At 42.9% G+C, this 18,085-nt stretch carries 23 protein-coding genes and 2 tRNA genes; 6 read left to right on the top strand and 19 right to left on the bottom strand.

Features of this window, described 5'->3' with window-relative positions:
* Window positions 1-284: 284 nt before the first annotated feature.
* Window positions 285-947, top strand: a complete 663-nt coding sequence (locus tag V7K27_RS16420; protein WP_334948963.1) for a class I SAM-dependent methyltransferase — start codon at window positions 285-287, stop codon at window positions 945-947.
* A gap of 389 nt (window positions 948-1,336) precedes the next feature.
* Here the strand turns inward: V7K27_RS16420 and V7K27_RS16415 are convergent, their stop codons facing one another.
* From V7K27_RS16415 to V7K27_RS16400, 4 genes are read right to left on the bottom strand one after another with little or no spacing between them, the layout of a single operon-like run.
* Entirely contained in the window at window positions 1,337-1,732 is a 396-nt protein-coding gene (locus V7K27_RS16415; RefSeq protein ID WP_334948961.1) for a pentapeptide repeat-containing protein, read from the bottom strand.
* A gap of 57 nt (window positions 1,733-1,789) precedes the next feature.
* The gene (locus tag V7K27_RS16410) at window positions 1,790-2,209 is read right to left on the bottom strand and encodes a helix-turn-helix domain-containing protein (protein ID WP_334948959.1); all 420 of its coding nucleotides are present in this window, start codon (window positions 2,207-2,209) and stop codon (window positions 1,790-1,792) included.
* A complete protein-coding gene (locus V7K27_RS16405) occupies window positions 2,193-2,492 on the bottom strand; it encodes a type II toxin-antitoxin system HigB family toxin (protein WP_334948957.1) in 300 nt (99 codons plus the stop codon). Before V7K27_RS16405 ends, V7K27_RS16410 begins: the two co-directional genes overlap by 17 nt.
* Window positions 2,449-2,628 (bottom strand): hypothetical protein, encoded by a 180-nt coding sequence (locus tag V7K27_RS16400; protein WP_334948981.1) that lies wholly within the window; start codon window positions 2,626-2,628, stop codon window positions 2,449-2,451. Before V7K27_RS16400 ends, V7K27_RS16405 begins: the two co-directional genes overlap by 44 nt.
* 105 nt (window positions 2,629-2,733) lie before the next feature.
* Between V7K27_RS16400 and recQ the strand changes: the two genes are divergently transcribed.
* Window positions 2,734-4,890 carry a DNA helicase RecQ gene (gene recQ / locus V7K27_RS16395; protein ID WP_334948955.1) on the top strand — a complete coding sequence of 719 codons (2,157 nt, stop codon included), beginning with the start codon at window positions 2,734-2,736 and terminating at the stop codon, window positions 4,888-4,890.
* Between the two features lie 162 nt (window positions 4,891-5,052).
* Here the strand turns inward: recQ and V7K27_RS16390 are convergent, their stop codons facing one another.
* The 5 genes from V7K27_RS16390 to V7K27_RS16370 all read right to left on the bottom strand — a co-directional run bounded on the left by V7K27_RS16390 (window position 5,053) and on the right by V7K27_RS16370 (window position 8,087).
* The gene (locus V7K27_RS16390) at window positions 5,053-5,466 is read right to left on the bottom strand and encodes a GUN4 domain-containing protein (RefSeq protein ID WP_334948979.1); all 414 of its coding nucleotides are present in this window, start codon (window positions 5,464-5,466) and stop codon (window positions 5,053-5,055) included.
* Between the two features lie 501 nt (window positions 5,467-5,967).
* Window positions 5,968-6,040: transfer RNA gene (locus V7K27_RS16385), tRNA-Arg, on the bottom strand.
* A gap of 146 nt (window positions 6,041-6,186) precedes the next feature.
* Window positions 6,187-6,681 (bottom strand): PEP-CTERM sorting domain-containing protein, encoded by a 495-nt coding sequence (locus tag V7K27_RS16380; protein ID WP_334948953.1) that lies wholly within the window; start codon window positions 6,679-6,681, stop codon window positions 6,187-6,189.
* Between the two features lie 237 nt (window positions 6,682-6,918).
* Complete coding sequence (locus V7K27_RS16375; protein ID WP_334948977.1) at window positions 6,919-7,668, bottom strand: cobalt-precorrin-6A reductase; 750 nt, start codon at window positions 7,666-7,668, stop codon at window positions 6,919-6,921.
* Window positions 7,669-7,670: 2 nt separating this feature from the next.
* On the bottom strand, window positions 7,671-8,087 hold the full coding sequence (locus tag V7K27_RS16370; RefSeq protein WP_334948975.1) for a DUF1636 domain-containing protein: 417 nt from the start codon (window positions 8,085-8,087) through the stop codon (window positions 7,671-7,673).
* A gap of 284 nt (window positions 8,088-8,371) precedes the next feature.
* Between V7K27_RS16370 and V7K27_RS16365 the strand changes: the two genes are divergently transcribed.
* Window positions 8,372-8,445, top strand: a tRNA-Val gene (locus V7K27_RS16365).
* Between the two features lie 45 nt (window positions 8,446-8,490).
* Here the strand turns inward: V7K27_RS16365 and V7K27_RS16360 are convergent.
* The 10 genes from V7K27_RS16360 to V7K27_RS16315 form a co-directional block, all read right to left on the bottom strand.
* A complete protein-coding gene (locus V7K27_RS16360; RefSeq protein ID WP_334948951.1) occupies window positions 8,491-10,311 on the bottom strand; it encodes a type I restriction endonuclease subunit R in 1,821 nt (606 codons plus the stop codon).
* A 3-nt stretch (window positions 10,312-10,314) separates the two neighbouring features.
* Entirely contained in the window at window positions 10,315-10,737 is a 423-nt protein-coding gene (locus V7K27_RS16355; RefSeq protein ID WP_334948949.1) for a type II toxin-antitoxin system VapC family toxin, read from the bottom strand.
* Window positions 10,734-10,985, bottom strand: a complete 252-nt coding sequence (locus tag V7K27_RS16350; RefSeq protein ID WP_334948947.1) for a hypothetical protein — start codon at window positions 10,983-10,985, stop codon at window positions 10,734-10,736. The genes V7K27_RS16355 and V7K27_RS16350 overlap by 4 nt, the downstream gene beginning before the upstream one ends.
* 20 nt (window positions 10,986-11,005) lie before the next feature.
* A complete protein-coding gene (locus V7K27_RS16345) occupies window positions 11,006-11,392 on the bottom strand; it encodes a type II toxin-antitoxin system VapC family toxin (protein ID WP_334948945.1) in 387 nt (128 codons plus the stop codon).
* Window positions 11,389-11,679: a DUF2281 domain-containing protein gene (locus V7K27_RS16340; protein ID WP_334948943.1), complete on the bottom strand. Its 291-nt coding sequence runs from the start codon at window positions 11,677-11,679 to the stop codon at window positions 11,389-11,391. Before V7K27_RS16340 ends, V7K27_RS16345 begins: the two co-directional genes overlap by 4 nt.
* On the bottom strand, window positions 11,669-12,253 hold the full coding sequence (locus V7K27_RS16335; RefSeq protein ID WP_334948940.1) for a Uma2 family endonuclease: 585 nt from the start codon (window positions 12,251-12,253) through the stop codon (window positions 11,669-11,671). The genes V7K27_RS16340 and V7K27_RS16335 overlap by 11 nt, the downstream gene beginning before the upstream one ends.
* A gap of 75 nt (window positions 12,254-12,328) precedes the next feature.
* Window positions 12,329-13,438, bottom strand: a complete 1,110-nt coding sequence (locus V7K27_RS16330) for a restriction endonuclease subunit S (protein WP_334948938.1) — start codon at window positions 13,436-13,438, stop codon at window positions 12,329-12,331.
* A 6-nt stretch (window positions 13,439-13,444) separates the two neighbouring features.
* Window positions 13,445-13,657: a hypothetical protein gene (locus V7K27_RS16325; RefSeq protein ID WP_334948936.1), complete on the bottom strand. Its 213-nt coding sequence runs from the start codon at window positions 13,655-13,657 to the stop codon at window positions 13,445-13,447.
* 76 nt (window positions 13,658-13,733) lie between these two features.
* Window positions 13,734-14,243: an N-6 DNA methylase gene (locus tag V7K27_RS16320; protein ID WP_334948934.1), complete on the bottom strand. Its 510-nt coding sequence runs from the start codon at window positions 14,241-14,243 to the stop codon at window positions 13,734-13,736.
* Window positions 14,244-14,253: 10 nt separating this feature from the next.
* Window positions 14,254-15,351, bottom strand: a complete 1,098-nt coding sequence (locus V7K27_RS16315; protein WP_334948932.1) for a type I restriction-modification system subunit M — start codon at window positions 15,349-15,351, stop codon at window positions 14,254-14,256.
* 110 nt (window positions 15,352-15,461) lie between these two features.
* Between V7K27_RS16315 and V7K27_RS16310 the strand changes: the two genes are divergently transcribed.
* The 3 genes from V7K27_RS16310 to V7K27_RS16300 all read left to right on the top strand — a co-directional run bounded on the left by V7K27_RS16310 (window position 15,462) and on the right by V7K27_RS16300 (window position 17,963).
* The gene (locus V7K27_RS16310; protein WP_334948931.1) at window positions 15,462-15,638 is read left to right on the top strand and encodes a hypothetical protein; all 177 of its coding nucleotides are present in this window, start codon (window positions 15,462-15,464) and stop codon (window positions 15,636-15,638) included.
* A gap of 332 nt (window positions 15,639-15,970) precedes the next feature.
* Window positions 15,971-17,209: an acyl-CoA dehydrogenase family protein gene (locus V7K27_RS16305; protein ID WP_334948973.1), complete on the top strand. Its 1,239-nt coding sequence runs from the start codon at window positions 15,971-15,973 to the stop codon at window positions 17,207-17,209.
* Window positions 17,199-17,963 carry a PIG-L deacetylase family protein gene (locus V7K27_RS16300; RefSeq protein WP_334948928.1) on the top strand — a complete coding sequence of 255 codons (765 nt, stop codon included), beginning with the start codon at window positions 17,199-17,201 and terminating at the stop codon, window positions 17,961-17,963. Before V7K27_RS16305 ends, V7K27_RS16300 begins: the two co-directional genes overlap by 11 nt.
* The last annotated feature ends 122 nt before the right edge of the window (window positions 17,964-18,085 follow it).

Raw genomic sequence — 18,085 nt, 5'->3', positions numbered from 1 at the left:
CTGATTATCAGGATGTTGGGTTACGCAAAGCCTCCACCCAACCGACAATTTTTTTGCAGCATTAAAGCCATGACGGTCTACTACAAGACTACCGATATTTTTTCATAAATCAAATATGATTCCTATATTCCAGACGATAGGTTGAATTTCTTTAACGGTCAATATTAGGCAGGGGATTGAGTATTTTGCTGGTAAATTTAGTAAGTATTTAATAAATTATTAAAAAAGTTTTTTAATAATCATGTTAAACCGGAATTTTCGTGGATTAAAGAAAAACGCATATTATGACAACTCAAACACTAGGACTCGAACAAAACCTCTATGACTATTTACTGTCAATCTCTCTCCGAGAACCGGAAATTTTGACCCAACTGAGACAGGAAACAGCCCAGTATCCAATCGGGAGAATGCAGATTGCTCCCGAACAGGGGCAATTTTTGGCGTTACTGGTGCAATTGTTGGGAGCTAAGAAAACTTTGGAAATTGGGGTATTTACAGGTTATAGTTCCCTGGTGGTGGCATTGGCGTTACCGAGGGATGGTCAGGTGGTAGCCTGTGATATTAGTGATGAATTTACCACGATCGCTCGGCGCTATTGGCAGCAAGCAGGAGTGGCGGATAAAATTCAACTGCACATTGCCCCAGCTTTGGAGACTTTGGATCGGTTACTGGCAACAGGAGAAGCGGAAACTTTTGATTTTGCCTTCATTGATGCAGATAAGAGCAACTATGATGGCTATTATGAGCGATCGCTGCAATTAGTGCGATCGGGGGGACTGATTGCCATCGATAATGTCCTCTGGTCAGGGAAGGTTGCCGACCCCCAAGTGCAAGATAATCGAACTAAAAGGATTCGTGCCTTTAATCAGAAGCTGCATCAAGACCAGCGAGTTAGTCTGAGTTTAATTGCGATCGCAGATGGCTTGACCCTGGCACTGAAAAAGTAAGGGTAATTATAAGATGAGCAACCGAATCAGGGAAATTGGTAATAAATCGAAAAAAGAACCCCACCCCGCCTTTGACTTACGTCAAATTCTCCCCTAAGAGCCTACAAAAATTTCGGCAAAAATGGCAAAATGACCCATACATAAGCGTTTAGCTCGACATCGTAGCTTGGACGCTCAAACCCTTCATACTGCAAGCAATACATTAAAAAACACTTGCAGGAAAACTTGAAGGAATTTTTAGGACTTATTGTTTTTGCCAGAGCTTAGAGACAAGGGAGTTAATACATCAACTCACCCTCGTAAATTGGCGAAGGTATTGAAAGACCAAGAGATATCGTAACCCCTATCCAAATAGTTCTCTTTTGGCTGATACGGAAGCAGAAATATTTTCAAGCATCAATCCATTCGGGACCAACTACAATCTCGCCGTTGGACCAAACGGTATTGTGCAAAAAAGTTCCGTTAGCCTGACCGAAAACACCAATAGCTCCCCTCAGATTGGTATTTTCCAAATTGGCTCCAGCAATACAAGTGTTAATAATATTAGCAGCCTCCAAGTTAGCCCCAGTCAAATTAGCTCTCCACAAATCAGTATCGCTCAAATTAGCCCCACAGAGAATGGCTCCGCTCAAATTAGCACGGCGCAATCTGGCATGACTAAAGTCGATTCCAGCCAAGTTAGCTCCGCTCAAGTCTGCGTAATCCAAACAAACAATACTAAAATCTCTCTCCCCAGCAGCATAACGTTGCAGCAGTTCTTCAACGGTAATTTCCTTCCTTTCCATAACCCAGATACCACATCTATTCTCCTTGTACCAGTCACAGTTTAATCTTTAATTCTCTCATTGTTCAAAGTCAAGAGCCGTTAGGGAAAGCCCAGAATAATGGTCATTAAAAAACTTAGCTAGGGACTCTGCTTGAGATTGGCTAACTTTTCGTTGACCATTAACCACTTCCCTAACAATCTCAACAGTGCCAAAAACCCCGACTAAAGAAGTTGGCTTCAGATCGAACTCATGCATGAGGGATTCCAAAGTAGCCACAGGTTTTGATTCACCCATCGAATAATGACGTGACTCGTAATTTTCAATCAGAAGAACCAACAACTCAAAAAGCGCAGTTTCAGCTTCTGTCAACTCGCCAGACATCATCCCCTCTACTGCTGTTAAGGCTCTGTTATACTCCTGTTCCGTTTTAATTGGCTTAGGCTGATACTGAATCAGTAAGTCAGTGTAAGTTTGTTGACTAGAAGTAGGGGTCATCTTTCCACCTTTCCTTATCGTATTCAGGATGGGTAAGAACGTATTTAATAAAAATTGTCTGGCTGGAATATCTAATGTCTACAATCAAACGATAGTTATTACCTTTGATGTTAAACACTGTAAAGTTACCAACCGCTTCTGCCTTTGGATATCTTTTCTGAACATCCACCAAATTAGACCAATTCGCAATCGATGCAAACTTGTACCAGTCATTGAGAGCATCTTCAGAATTAGCGTGTTCAACCCAGAATTCCCGCAATTTCACTTTGCTGATTACGTGCATCCCGAAAGTGAGAAATTTGTGCTGATTTTAGCATTGATTGAGAGTCACGCCAAGGGAATAGGGTGATCGCGGCTTTTGTAGCGACTATCTTAAAAGTCAAGCGATCGCTCATGTATGATGATTGATGAGCATGCAATCGCCAACAGAAACGCCAGCCTTCTCAAAGCTGCCAAAGATGTGAGTTAAAATACTAATATCTTCATAACTACTCACGCAGACAGCCCCCGAAAAAGCGATCGCTATGCTTCAGTATCCCCATCTCGAACAAGCGCTAAAATATCACTTCGGTTACGACCAATTTCGCCCCGGACAACGGCAAATTATCGAAGAGGCGCTGCAAAATCGAGATTTAATGGTTGTGATGCCGACTGGTGGGGGGAAATCTCTGTGTTTTCAGCTACCAGCGTTGTTAAAAAATGGACTAACGGTGGTAGTGTCGCCGTTAATTGCTTTGATGCAAGACCAAGTAGAAGCACTGCGAAATAATAATATTAATGCGACATTTCTGAATAGCAGTTTGAATGCTTACAAAGTGCGATCGCGGGAAGAAGCCATCCTCGCCGGGAAAGTAAAATTACTATACGTCGCCCCTGAACGTTTGCTGAGTGAAAGGTTTCTCCCGTTTCTCGATTTAGTTAAAGAAAAAATCGGTATTTCTAGTTTTGCTATTGATGAAGCGCACTGCGTTTCAGAGTGGGGACACGATTTTCGTCCAGAATATCGCCAGTTAAAATCTCTGAGAAAACGCTATCCTGATGTTCCTACCGTCGCCCTCACCGCCACAGCAACCGATCGCGTCCGTAGTGATATCATTCAACAATTAGGACTAAAGCAACCTAGCATCCATCTTGCCAGTTTTAACCGTGAAAATCTTTATTACGAAGTTCGTCCTAAAACTAAATCTGCTTACGCCCAATTGTTAGAACTAGTTCGGGAAACTGAAGGTTCGACAATTATTTATTGTTTAACTCGTAAAAAAGTTGATGAACTCACTTTTAAACTGCAAAACGATAAAATTGTTGTTCTGCCTTATCACGCCGGATTAACTGATGAGGAACGTAGTAGTAATCAAACGCGATTTATTCGAGATGATGTCCGCGTTATGGTGGCAACAGTCGCCTTTGGGATGGGAATTAATAAACCCGATGTGCGGTTGGTAGTTCACTTTGATATGCCCAGAAATATAGAAAGTTATTATCAAGAATCGGGTCGGGCAGGTAGAGACGGAGAACCATCTCGATGTACAATATTTTTCAGCTTTGGTGATGTTAAAACAATTGAATGGAGTATTGATCAAAAAACTGACCCTCAAGAACAGTTGATTGCTAAACAACAACTGCGGCAGATGATCGATTACGCTGAAGGCACTGATTGTCGGCGAACGATTCAACTGGGTTATTTTGGCGAAAGGTTTCCTGGGAATTGCGGTAACTGTGACAATTGTCGTCATCCCAAACCCATGCAAGATTGGACAATTGAAGCCATGAAGTTTTTATCTTGTGTGGCGCGTTGTAAAGAAAGGTTTGGGATGGCATACATAATTGATGTGTTGCGGGGGGCAAAAAAAGACAAAATTATCCAGTACGAACACGATAAACTTTCTACCTATGGTATTGGTAAAGATAGAACTCTAGATGAATGGCGAATGTTGGGGCGATCGCTTTTACATCAAGGATTAATAGAACAAACTAGCGATGGTTACTCAGTTTTAAAACTAAATGCCTTAAGTTGGCAAGTAATGCGAAAACAACGCGCAGTTTCCCTAGCTGTAACCACAGTCCAAAAGATTACCTGGGAACAGGGGAGTGAAAAAGCCGAGGTTGCAGAAATATTATTACAGAAGTTGCGATCGCTACGTAAACAATTAGCTGATGAGCAATCTGTACCACCTTACGTCATCTTCCACGATTCCACTTTAAAATTGATGGTACAAGTACAACCCCAAAACTTAGCTGAATTTGGCAAACTTTCTGGTGTAGGTAGTCACAAACTCGCTCAATATGGCGAAAAGTTTATTACAGAAATTCGCGCCTACCGCCAAGAAAAAGGTTTGCAAAATAAATCTGTTACTTCCCTATCCTCTCCCAACTCATCTTCTTACACCGAATTACAGACATTACAATTACATCAACAAGGTTTAAATATTGCTCAAATTGCCCAAAAACGCAACCTAAGCCCGGCAACAGTTAGCAATCATCTAGAAAAACTAATTCAGAAAAATCAGCCAGTTGATTTAAATCAATTAGTACCTCTAGAACATCAACAAAAAATTTGGCAAGTTTTAGAAGTACTCGGTGACATTTCCCTCACTCCTATCAAAGAACAGCTAGGGGAAAGCTACAGTTTTGATGAAATTCGTTTAGTACGGGGTAAGTGGCGGCGCGAAAATCGCAAGTGATAATTGAAGAAGAATTCAGAAGTCAGAATTCAGGAATCAGAATCAATGAGTCGGGGATTCCGACCCGCCACTACGAAAGTTGACCACCAAATCTACGATCAATTAGCGCACTCATAAACTTCTCTTGAGTAAGTTGAGAAACCTAAAAAATAATTACTGTTTTCAAATATTGCCAATACCACTAGCTTGCAAATGGTAAAAAAGGGTAATTAATCTCTCCCTTCTATTTTCAAACCAGTCATCATTAATACCTGCCCACAAACAACTAGGAAGATGTCCTCTTAGTGCAATGTCAATGTCAATATAATAATGACAATCGTCTGAATTACGCCAGAAGTAGTTACCATTCTCATTACGGGTTCTCCATGCTACTGCTACTCCAAATTTATCTCGTATTTCACCATTAAATTCTTTAGTTCCACCTAAACTTTGATAAATTTCTTTTTGCACTGAAAATCCAAATTTTCCTTTACTGTAATTTAGCCAAAGCTTATCAATTGTATTTAAATCTCTACTTGGTATTCTAACAATTCGTTCGCTATTCAATTCTGTATATGCTCTAGCATCCTCCGGGATTATATTAAATCTTTTATCATGATTAGTAACATAAAGACCTTCTTTGTCGGTAGCAGATTTTGCCTTACATCTTATGTTTCCCCGTTGCAGTCGTTAAATAACGCATGGAAAATAGAAATTTTCTAACAGTTGTGTATTTTTATTAATTAACAGTCCCATTTCCTTTATGCTCTCTAGCAAGCATAAAAAGTACATACCTATAGATATAGGTGATAGCACTCTAACGCAGAGACAGCGCCACTATAAAATCAACCTGATGCACAAAATTTTAAAAAAGTCAAGCTTGATATAAATTATATTAAAAATTTTCTAGCAAGTTCTTAGGAATTATCAGAGACAGGTTTTATAAATAAATTATAAGTAAAATTTATATTACCAAGTCTAACCTATAATTTTTCTGTATCCCAGCTATCCGTTGCAATTCTGTCTCATAGGGTAGATTGGTTTTATCCCGTGAGAGAAAATGACCTCTCGATTTTGTGGTTAGTCTTGCAAAGGTAACGAGCGCGGAGGGATTTGAACCCCCGACCCACAGAACCGGAATCTGTTGCTCTATCCACTGAGCTACGCGCCCTTAATCTCTGTGATTATAGCACGTCTGTATTCAAAGTCATCCGAATTTCGAGCTGATTGTGAGTGAATTTGGATAGCTTGTGACGTTTGAGTACTGAAGGTGCGCCGAGAGTGCCGGGGACGAGTCAGCTAAGGATAGAGGTGGATTCAGGGACGTGTAATTATGGTTGCAGAAAAACTAATGGGTAATTCACTATCTTCCAATCCCAAATTTTCAAAACCTGATGTGATTGGCGGCGCAGAAAAAACCTCTAAATAACCTGGTGTCGGCAAAAAACTAGCGAAATATGGGCTAGAATAATTTCCTCCCGAAGTGGAATACCCAAAACCATTACCCGTTAACTGCTGAGTATTAATACTAATTAAATTGTCACCATCAAAAGGTTCGTTTCCCGGTATTGGAGTTCCGGGGGCTTGCAGACCTGTAATTGTTTCACCATTTCGTGTACCAGTAATTCCAGAAATCAGGTAAAAACCCAAATCGTTAGGGGTGTCATTAGTAGTGAAAGTACCGTTCGCCGCGATGCCAATACCAGAATAATTCCAGTTCCAACTTAAAGCAGAGGCGGCTGGCATTGTCCCGAAAACTAATCCAAATGTGGTGGCGAGGACTATGGCAGATAGTAGAGCTAGATTTTTCATTGGGGTTGTGAGTGCGATGTCTACGACGGGCTACGCCTACGGCGCTTCGCGATCGCGGATCTTGTAGAGGGTTCTCATGATCTTATCTGGAATTGGGCAAGGATAGCCTCTGGCTGGAAACGAGGTTTTAAAGAAGTTTTAGCTTAAGTTGATACGCATGAGCTTTTTCTATGCCCGGACGACAGATGTGATCCAAATAACTGCCGTAATGCGGCAGTTGTTTTTTTCCTTGTCTGATCAGCAATAGTTATGCAACTTGTGAAATAGCCATGCCAAAGCACCATCAACATCAGTAACTTGTTCTCCTGGCGGTATGGCTGGACGATTTACCATCACAACCTTCACGTCCAGTTCTCGCGCGGCAATAATCTTGGGCTTTGTGGCATCGCCACCGCTATTTTTACTGACGATGGTATCGATGTTGTGATCAATTAGGATTTGTCTCTCATTATTGAGGGTAAAAGGCCCGCGATCGCACAAGATTATTCCCGGTGGTACTAAAGCATCATCGCTAGGAGGGTCAATCATCCGCATCAGAAACCAAATTTTCTCTAAGTGAGCAAAGGCGGCGAGTTCTTGCCTCCCAACTGTCAAAAATACCCTCTGTAGCTGGTTTGCTACAGATGCTGCTGCGGCTTCAACGCTGTCAACTTCAATCCAGCGATCGCTACTTAGTTTTTCCCAAGGCGGACGAATTAACATCAGACGCGGTACTCCAACTTCGGTTGCAGCATCTGCCGCATTGAAGGAAATCTGAGTAGCAAAAGGATGGGTTGCATCAATTAATAAGTCGATTTCCTCCCCTCGCAGATAGCTAGCCAATCCAGCCACACCACCGAAGCCTCCAACCCGTAAATCGCCCAACGGAACCGATGGTTTTCGGGTGCGACCAGCTAGAGAGGTGATTGCTTCTAACCCTTGAATATTCGCCACTCTGGTAGCTAGTTCTGCGGCATCTCCCGTCCCACCCAGAATCAAAACGCGCATCATTAAGATAAAGGTGGAATCTTGGCCAAAATGCCCTTTTTCAGAGCTTCTGGACGCTCCGACCAAGGTAGTAAACCATCAGCTTTGACATAGTATTGACTAGCACATTCTAGTACCGCAGATGCACTACCATCAACGGCTAAATCACCAAATAAATATGTTAATTTGCCTTTGGCAGCAAATGCCACTACACAGCAACGATTGCAAGCACTCATGCATTCAACTTCCTGAATTGGGAATTCATCTCGTAAGTCCCAATCTTGTGCAAGCTGCTGAAGTTGGTGTAAAAGTTTTTGACCACCACTTTCACCTAAGCGTTTTCCATCTTGCCAAACGCTAGCGCAAGTTTTGCAAACAAACAAAGTATGGTCAGCAACACTTAAGGGACTAGTTGGGGAAATATTTACAGTAGTAGTCATCTGTACCTCGCAGATATGTGGAACTGATAAATCTATGTCGGCGGGCATCCTGACTTACTCAAATTTGGATTTTAGATTACTCTCAAATTGGTTTACAGTTGCTCCCAAGCGCCGGATTTGCACCGAACTTTAAGAGTTACCTCTGGTAGGTGACTCCCACCAGAACCGAATAACCTTATCGATCATACACTAGGGTCATCTAGAAAATAGAGTTTGCCTAATTTCCGCCCTCTATGTTGGTTTACCCTGAAAATCTATGCTATGATTATAAATCGTGTGGTTAAGGACGTATAGCTCAGTTGGTTAGAGCGCTACGTTGACATCGTAGAGGTCACTGGTTCGAATCCAGTTACGTCCATTTTTGTAGATTCACAAGTTGTAGAAGTTAAGTATAAATAAAGATTTATGCTCGATCGCGGTCTTTCATCCGCTTGGCGATATCTTTATAGTAGGCATAGAAAGCCTGACTATCTTTGGCGGAATGTTGGGTTTGGTACATTTGGTTATAGTCCGCGATAAATTCATTCAGTTTGTCGCGGCTATGGCTACGGTTGCTCGGATCTGTGCTGATATTAAAATCGGGTTCTCCAATTAAGCCGTTTGCGTCTTGGTCTTCTTCGTTATAGCCAGGGGTAAAAATTGCGATCGCTCGTAGGTCATGTAATCCCTGTTTTTGTTTGTTTTTGAACGTGTCGTAATAGGTAATTAGGGTGTCTACGCTGCTGGCGCAGAGCATGGCGGAGAATTTTTTGCCGTGGGTTTTACGGTGATGGTTGGCAATAATCCAATCGACAATTAGAGAAATTCGGTCGGGATTTTCAAAGAATTCTCGGTCTAATTTTGGCTCTGTGATCAGCGTGCCGTCTTTGCGTTTGCCCGAATCTTTGACAGTGCCCCAATACTCGACGGAAAATTTAAGAACGTTTTCATCGGCGATCGCATTAGTGATCACATATTTATGCAGACATTCCTCGAATAGGTCTTTGGTAGTGCGTGTACCGTGTTCGTTGCTAGCAGCGTTATCGGCAAAGATGGGAGTCCCGGTAAAGCCGAACATTTGGGCTTTGGTAAAGAATTTAACGATATTTTTATGGGTTTCGCCAAATTGGGAACGGTGGCATTCGTCAAAGATAAACACAATGCGCTGATCTTTGAGCTTCTCCATTGCGGCTTCATGGCGTTGGGATTTGATCGCTCGGTTGAGTTTTTGGATAGTGGTGACAATGAGGCGATTATCCCCAGCCATTTGTTCTACCAGTTGGCGTGTGCTATCGGTGGTGTCTACGCATCCCTCACTAAAATAATTAAATTCTCTGCTGGTTTGGTAGTCAAGGTCAGCGCGATCGACGACAAACAGCACTTTATGCACTTTGGGAAGTTGGGTGAGGATTTGGGCAGCTTTGAAGCTGGTGAGGGTTTTGCCTGATCCAGTGGTGTGCCAAATATAGCCGTTTTTATCAGTCTCCTTCACTCGCTCAATAATGGCTTCCACTGCGTAGTATTGATAGGGGCGCAGCACCATCAGCACTTTGTCGGATTCGTGCTGGACGATGTATTTACAGATCATTTTGGAGACGTGGCATTTCTCCAGAAAGCTGTCGGCGAAGTCTTCCAGTTGGGTAATCAGGTTGTTTTCTTGGTCTGCCCAGTAGAAGGTTTGTTTATATTCTTGTTTTCGGTTGTTGGCGTAGTAGCGAGTATTGACACCGTTGGAGATGACGAAAATTTGGACGTATTGGAATAGCCCATTGTATGCGCCGTAGGAATGGCGTTGGTAGCGGTTGATTTGGTTGAAGGCTTCTTTAAGTTCCAGCCCTCGGCGTTTCAGTTCAATTTGGACGAGGGGCAAGCCGTTAATCAGCAGGGTTACGTAGTAGCGATTTTTGTAATTGCCTTGCTGGGTGATCTGGTTCGTAACTTGGTATTGGTTTTGACACCAATGTTCGGTGTTGAGGAATTCTAGGTAAAAGGTAGTGCCGTCATCGCGGCTGAGTTCCATTTTGTCGCGGAGGCGTTTGGCGCGGTCAAATACGTTACCTTTGTCGAGGTGGTTGAGGATGCTTTTAAACTCTGTGTCGCTGAGGGTGATACCGTTATGTTTTTCCAGTTGGGTTTTAAGGTTGGCTTTGAGGTCTTCGGCATTGCGAAGGCTGACAGGTTCATAGCCTAATCCCGTGATGCGATCGATCAGCTTTTGTTCTAGTTCGGCTTCGGTTTGAGGCATAGCTTAATTCTCGTTGGGCATGATTACGGGAATCGTTTGGTTGCGCTGCTTTCGATAAATTGTAAAGTCACTATCCAGGGTTAGGATTTGGCTATTTTCGTACATTTCGCTCATTCTGACTAAACAAGCATCGGCGAGAGACATTGGCACTGAAGCATAGCATTTCATTAGGTTTTCTATGGCTTCAATTTCTTGACTGAGGTTGAAAGGAATAATAATATGACCTTGCTTAATAAGTTTTAGAATAGTTTCTTGTCCGTTGTGAATCCTTTGGGCGAGGAAACAGGCTTCTGTAATTACGGCTTCGTTGGTTAAGACAGGGGTGCTGATTTGAGAGAGTTGGGACACTGCCCAAGCGTGGAATTTATCTTTGGGCATGAGGTAGGCAATTAAGACTCCTGTATCTAGGATGGTAGCTCTAGTCATGATCTACCGAATTTTTCTAGATATTTAGGATTATGGGAGAGGTCTTCGAGATCGCTATCAAGGCAGCCGATAAATTCTTTAGTCGCGTCAGCAAAGGATGTTTCGGCGGTTTCTGGTGCAGTGGGTGTTTGCGGCTGAAGGGTGCGCCTCGCTTGAAATTCCAAGAATTCAATAAACTCAATGACTTTATTTTGTTGTTCGGGGGGGAGTTGTTGGATTTTTTGAATAGCTATTTCTAGGGTTAGCATATTGGGCAATGGGTAATGGGTCATGGGGAAAGGGTGGGATTATAAATATTTAAGCCTTGGATGAAGCGAAAATCTTTAAGGTTTAAGGTATAGAGGCTAATGTTATGGGTTAGGGCAGTGGCAGCAATCAGGGCATCGGGAATTGTGAGTTTATGACTTAGGGAATATTGCGCCATGAGTTGAATAAATTTCTCTGAAATGGGCTGATCGATAGGGATATTTTGGAGTAGGTCTAGGTGTTGCTGAATACGATTAAGTTCGTTTTTATTAATTGCGCCATAGTACAGTTCGGCTCTAGTGATTACGCTAATGGCTAATTGATGAATGCCAATTTGACGTAATTCTTGAATAATGGCGGTATTATTTTTATAGAATTCAATGAGGATATTCGTATCACACAAAATCATTGATTCTCTTCACCCCATGCGTCTTTGCGGATGGTGTCTAGGGTAATGTTTTTCCCTTCCCAAATTCCGGCTAGGGCGAAAAAGTCTTGAGCCTGTTGGGGAGGTGTTTCGGGTTGTTGATCTTGTTGTTGGCGATCGGCTTGAAATTCTAGGAATTCTACAAATTCGATCACTTTTTTTTGTTGTTCGGGGGGGAGTTGTTGGATTTTTTGGATTACGGTTTCGAGGGTTAGCATATTGGGCGTTAGGTAATGGGTAGTAGGTAATGCTTTGATTCTATTCCCCATTCCCTGGTTCAAGGGTTAAACCGCGATAGACTTGTTCAATGGGTAAATTGAGGTTAATGCTTTTGAGTTCGATTGTGTCGCCTGCTTTGTAGTTGATAATCAACCAGTCGCCTGCGTCGTTTTTGTGATATAGGTCGATTTCGATGCTGGTGGAACTGACTAGTAGGTAATCGATTAAGGCTGGGTTTTGGCGGTACATTCGGAATTTGCCGCCTCTGTCGTAGGCTTCGGTAGTTTTTGAGAGAACTTCAACTATTAAGCAGGGGTAGGTAATATATTGGGTTGTGGTTTTATCGCGATCGTCGCAGGTGACGCTGACATCTGGATAGGTGTAGTTATTGGTTCCTACAATGTTAACTCTCAGGTCTGAAGTCGCGGTGTCGCAGCCACTCCCTTCTAAATGAATAGTAAACAATGTGATGAATCTGGCAGCAAGTAAGCTATGGTTTTTGCTACCGCCAGTCATGGCATAAACTTGACCGTTGATCAGTTCATGCTTTTCTAGCTGCTGTTCTTCCCAAGTGAAATATTCTTCGGGGGTTAGGGTGGGGAAATTTTCTTTGGCTGCGATCATGGGTCGTTACCTCCTACGGTTTGCAGTTGCTTGGGGTCAGTTTGGCTCTGAGTTAGTTGATTTAATTTTAACAATCTACACAAACAGTTTTTGCAGTAAGCCTTTTTTGAATTTTTCGGTTTGGTCGATTTGGCGGGAGAGGGCTTCGATTTTGCGATCAATTACAGTTAAAAAATTGGCTATTTTTTCTTGTTCTTCTTTTGAAGGAACCAATAATTTAAACCGTAATAATTTATTTACAGAAAGACCAGGCTGGGCTGATGACTCTGACAGTTTATTAAGATTGTAGTAATCAAGTCTCTGAGCAAGCCATTCGGTATTAGCTGTGTCATTTGCTCGACAAGCTATTGCATATTCTGAAATATAAGTTTTTCCATAGGTGCGATGAATATTTCCACATAATGCGCCTTGTCTACCGATTAAAAAATAAAAGCCGTCATGAGTAAATTTTTCTGTGTATCCTCTTAAGCCATTCCCCCCAAATACTGGATAAGTACCATGTTCAGTTATTTCATCAGAAGTAATCCCGTATCCGCTTTTGAATTCTGAAAATAATTCTTCTAATCTTTTTCTTTCCCAATCAGGCAAGGGGCAGCCGTCGGGTTGGGTGAAGCGAATTTGTTGGGAGAATATTTTCTTCATTACGCCGCGTTTGTAGGTCTGCAAGAGTTCCTGCTTGCGGCGGAGTTGGGTTAGACGGCGATCGACAGCCCCCAAAAAACTAGCAATCTTTTCTTGTTCGGCTTTTGAAGGAACAAATAGCTTAAAGCGCAATAATTTATTAACAGAGAGTCCTGGCTGGGCTGATGACTCTGACAACCTATTAAGGTTGTAATAATCAAGTCTCTGAGCAAGCCATTCAGTATCAGATGTATCATTCGCTTTGCAAGCTATTGCGTGTTCTGAAATATATGCTTTTCCATAAGTGCGGTTAATATTTCCACACAATGCTCCTTGTCTACCAATCAAAAAATAAAACCCATCATGAGTAAATTTATCAGCAAATCCTCTTAATCCGTTACCTCCAAATACTGGGTAAGTGCTATGATCAGTTATGTCTTCAGAAGTAATATTGTAACCACTTTTAAATTCTAAAAATAATTCTTCTAGTCTTTTTTCTTCCCAATTTCCTTTAAACTCAGGAAACCGCAACACAGGAACATTTTTCTTTAACTTCTTACCCATTACCTATTATCTATGGAATTCTTCATGAATATCATCCCTTGACAAATCACGCCAACCCACCGCCGTTAAAGGATTTTCTGCAAGACGATCCATCAAACGACAAGGCTTAGGCTTAATGATTACCTCAATTAAATCGTCACCAACCATACTGATATATTCATCAGGAATAATAATTTTCCCTTGCTCTACCTTGGCAGTAAATTGAATCCTTGTATTCATTGATTAAATCTCCATGTTTTCTATTAGGTAATCAGTGAGAAGTAATGCTTTTATTCTATTCCCCATTCACTATTCCCTAAAACGGTGCCTCAATCCCCAACTCCTCACAAAACCCCCGAATTAGCCGATCCGTCTCCACCATATTGCGATCGCACTGCCTCAACTTTGCCGCTACAGCCGCCAGATCAATGTCCTCCTCCTCCTCAAACGTATCCACATAACGCGGAATATTTAAATTAAAATCATTCTCGGCAATCTCCGCTAACGGTGCGCGATCGCTATACTTCTCCTTCTCTATCCTTTGGCGATAGGTGGAAATAATTTTGTCAACATCCTCATCCCGCAAATAGTTCTGATTCTTCGCCTTCTCAAAATAGGCACTGGCATCAATAAACAAAACATCTTCAGGAGATTCCCGGCACTTTTTGAACACCAGAATGCAAGTCGGGATACTCGTTCCATAAAAAATATTTGCAGGCAACCCAATCACCGCATCCAACCAATTCCGCTCTTTGATTAGATACTGGCGAATATGCCCCTCCGCACCTCCTCGAAACAAAACCCCATGCGGCAACACCACTGCCATAATGCCATTTTCATCCAGGTAGGTGATGCAGCATGCGCTGCACAAAGGCAAAATCAGCCTTAGAAGTTGGGGCTAACTTCCCATACTGACTAAAGCGATCGTCCGACTCAAACAGCTTATTCGCACTCCACTGCGCCGAAAACGGCGGATTCGCCACCACCGCCTCAAACCGCATACCCTCATGCTGCGGATGCTCCAGCGTATCCTCTTGCCTAAGATCAAAATTCCGATAATGCACCCCATGCAAAATCATGTTCATCCGCGCCAGGTTGTAAGTCGTGCGGTTCATTTCTTGCCCGTAAAAATCCCCGACTGATTCCACCTCACGCGCCACCCGCAGCAGCAAAGATCCCGAACCACAAGTTGGGTCATAAACCGACTTCAGCCGCTCCTTCCCCGTCGTCACAATCTTCGCCAATACTTTAAAAACCTGCTGCGGCGTGTAAAACTCCCCTGCTTTTTTCCCCGCACCACTGGCAAACTGCCCAATCAAATACTCGTATGCATCCCCCAGAACATCGCTCTCGGTGTCTCCCAACCGAAAATCAATCTTATCCAGATGCACTAAAATCTTGGCAATTAAAGCATTTTTCGCCTTCGGAGTCCGCCCCAATTTCGTCGAAGTCAGATCCAGATCCTCAAACAAATGATCAAAATCTTCCTCACTTTCCTTGCCCATTGTGGAGCGTTCAATACTGTTAAGCACCTGGGCGAGATCATCCAAAATAAAATTTGACGACTCAAAATCCTCATCCCTCAGATTTTCTTCATGGGCTTTTTTTGCCCCTAATGCCCGCTCCGCCAAAGAACTGAACAACTCTGACGGCTTGAGAAAATAACCGAGCGTAGCAATCGACTCTTCTTTAATTGCCTCTAAATATTCTTGTCCCTCTTCCGAGGATTCATCAATCTTCAGAAAGTCAATGCCATCCTCCGCTAACACTTCATTGGCATAAAGATGCTGCCGCTCAGAGAGGTACTTATAGAAAATAAACCCTAAGCAATAATCCCGAAACTCATCAGCATCCATCTTGCCCCGTAGCGAATCGGCAATATTCCAAAGCTGAGTTTCTAATTTTTTCTTTTGTCCGTTCAGTCCGGTCGTCATTTATCTCTCGTACTGGGCGATCGCTAGCACCGCCAAGAAGTGGTATCTAAGCAACGTAAGATTAACACACAAGATGATTCGTTTGTACAGTGCGTAAGTCCTAGGCCACATTGCAACAGGAAATTGAGCAGCTAAAAGAAAGCCTCAAGCAGAATCAAATTATTAATGCTCTGGAAAAATCCTTGTATGCCACTAGCAGCAAGGCTGGCAAGGATGAGCATGGCTATAGCTATTTCGATCTGATATGCGATCGCGCAATCCGGCGCTTTCCTGCTTTCTATGCTTGATTGGACTCACGGCAAGCTTATCCTTCCAATTTGGACTAGCGGCAAACTTATGGTTCCAAGCTGTCAATTTCATCCAAAATTAGCTGATGCAAGAATGAGGGTTATAGTGTTGTTCACCGCAAAGTTATGCTTCCAGGGGCGGCAAAGTTATGGGTAAAGTCACACTAACTGTAATTGTTGCTGAACCGGGATCTTCTTGCTGGGAGATATCCTCAAGACGCTTTTAAAACATCCTCTTAGAGGTATTTTAATTTTCTCCCTTTTTATTGAGTATAGAATCACACAAAAGATAGAGGTATTAATCGACTTAATTCGACTATTATTAACAATATATAAAGAAATATTACAGAAAGGAGTCGGCTATTAGCATCCAATTATCAAATAATATCGTCATCCCAAAATGGCATGATTCCAACATTGCCCTGGATCTAAAGCGTGCCACAGAAATTGCTGATTATTGTGCAAACAATGCCACGGCTATAGATTGCAATAGTGCTTTTCCCAAGCAGGAGTTTGAACTGATTGCTAAGGCTGGCTTGTTGGCTGCACCATTGGCGAAAGAATTAGGTGGATGGGGTGCAGGAATTGATGCTAATGTTACCTACGAGCTTTTAATGCTACTAAAGCAGATGGGGCATGGCAATCTGGCAGTTGGCCGAATTTATGAAGGACATATCAACGCCCTGCAACTGATTCAGACCTTTGGTTCTAGAGAACAAATCATAAGCTACGCCCGTGATGCCCGCGATCGCCATAAGATATTTGGCGTTTGGAATGCTGAAGCCGCTGATGGTGTCAAGGTAATCCCTTTTGAGAATGGACGTTATCGCCTGGAAGGTTCTAAAACGTTTTGTACTGGTGCAGGCTATGTTGAACGTCCTTTCGTGAATGGAGTATTGCCAGAAGGCGGTTGGCAAATGTGCATTGTGCCAATGGACGAAGTGACAACAGTTAGCGATCCATCTTGGTGGCAACCTTCTGGGATGCGAGCTACTGCTAGTTACAAAGTGGATTTTAGCGGTGTAGAGTTGGATCAGAGCTATTTAATCGGCCAGGCAGGAGATTACTTTCGCCAGCCTTGGTTGTCTGTTGGGGTGATTCGGTTTGCTGCTGTGCAACTAGGTGGGGCAGAAGCACTGTTTAACCTAACTCGTGAGTATCTCCAAAAGTTGGAATATACAAAAGATCCATATCAACAGGAACGGCTTGGCAGAATGGCGATCGCTATTGAAAGTGGTAATCTCTGGTTGCGGGGGGCTGCGGATCGGGTAGCAGCCTATGCGCCAGTATTTGGTGGCGATCCCACAGTTACTCACCCCCAAGCAGATCAACTCGTCGCCTATGCAAACATGGTGAGGACAGCAATTGAACAAATTTGCATTGATGTGATGCAATTGTGTCAACGTTCTGTTGGGACTCGCGGCTTACTACCACCAAATCCGATGGAACGCATTATCCGAGATTTGACTCTATATCTGCGTCAACCGGCTTTTGATGCGGCCTTGGCAAATGTCGGGCAGTATGTCTTGCAGCAAAGTAATCCGGCTTCAATGCTTTGGAATGATGAATAAGTTCGACTTGATTGGATTACCACTAAACAATCCTAGTGTTTTGCCCTGGCGTTCAGTTAACGAGATCGCTTTTAGTCCGGTACTAATCGTTGCACCTCATCCTGATGATGAGACGTTAGGTTGTGGGGGTGCGATCGCACTGTTACGGTCTTTAAATTGTCATGTGCAAGTTTTAGTCATCAGTGATGGTACTCTTTCACACCCTCGTTCCCGGAAATATCCCGCAGATAGACTCAAAGCTCTGCGGGAAGCGGAAACGCTATCAGCATTAAAATTGCTGGGTGTAGAGGTTAATGATGTCACCTTCTTGAGAATGCAGGATGGGTCAATTGCAACACAGTATCAAAGTGCAGTAGCGAGTTGTCGTGCTTACATCACAGAAATCGCCCCACAAATTATCTTTTTACCGTGGCGATATGACCCTCACGCCGACCACCGAGCGACGTGGAAGTTAATTCATGCAGTGCTGGATGATTTGCGCTTATCCCCCCGATTGATTGAGTATCCTATTTGGGATTGGGATTGGGACCAACGGGGGAGTCTGCCAGCATCTGTTGAGGTGACAACCTGGCGGTTAAATATTAGCACGGTGGTGGAGTTGAAACAGCAAGCGATCGCTGCTTATCGTTCCCAAATTACAGACTTAATTGATGATGACCCAGAAGGCTTTCGCCTGAGTGCCGAAATGTTAGCGAACTTCACTCGTCCTTGGGAAGTTTATATAGAGGAAAACCGGTCACAAACCCTGCTCTAAAGAGACAGGGCTTGTAAGAGAAAGACTAACCACCTTTCCGATACAAGACTAAAAAAGTGTCTAGCTTACAGGCTTAGAGCCTAAACTGAATTGCCTGGGCGTGGTAGCCCAGAAAACGTTAA

The sequence above is a fragment of the Nostoc sp. genome, from assembly GCF_036919575.1.
In the GTDB taxonomy this organism is placed as follows: domain Bacteria; phylum Cyanobacteriota; class Cyanobacteriia; order Cyanobacteriales; family Nostocaceae; genus Nostoc.
Note: the sequence above shows the minus strand (reverse complement) of the source record. Positions and strands in the feature narration are given on the sequence as shown.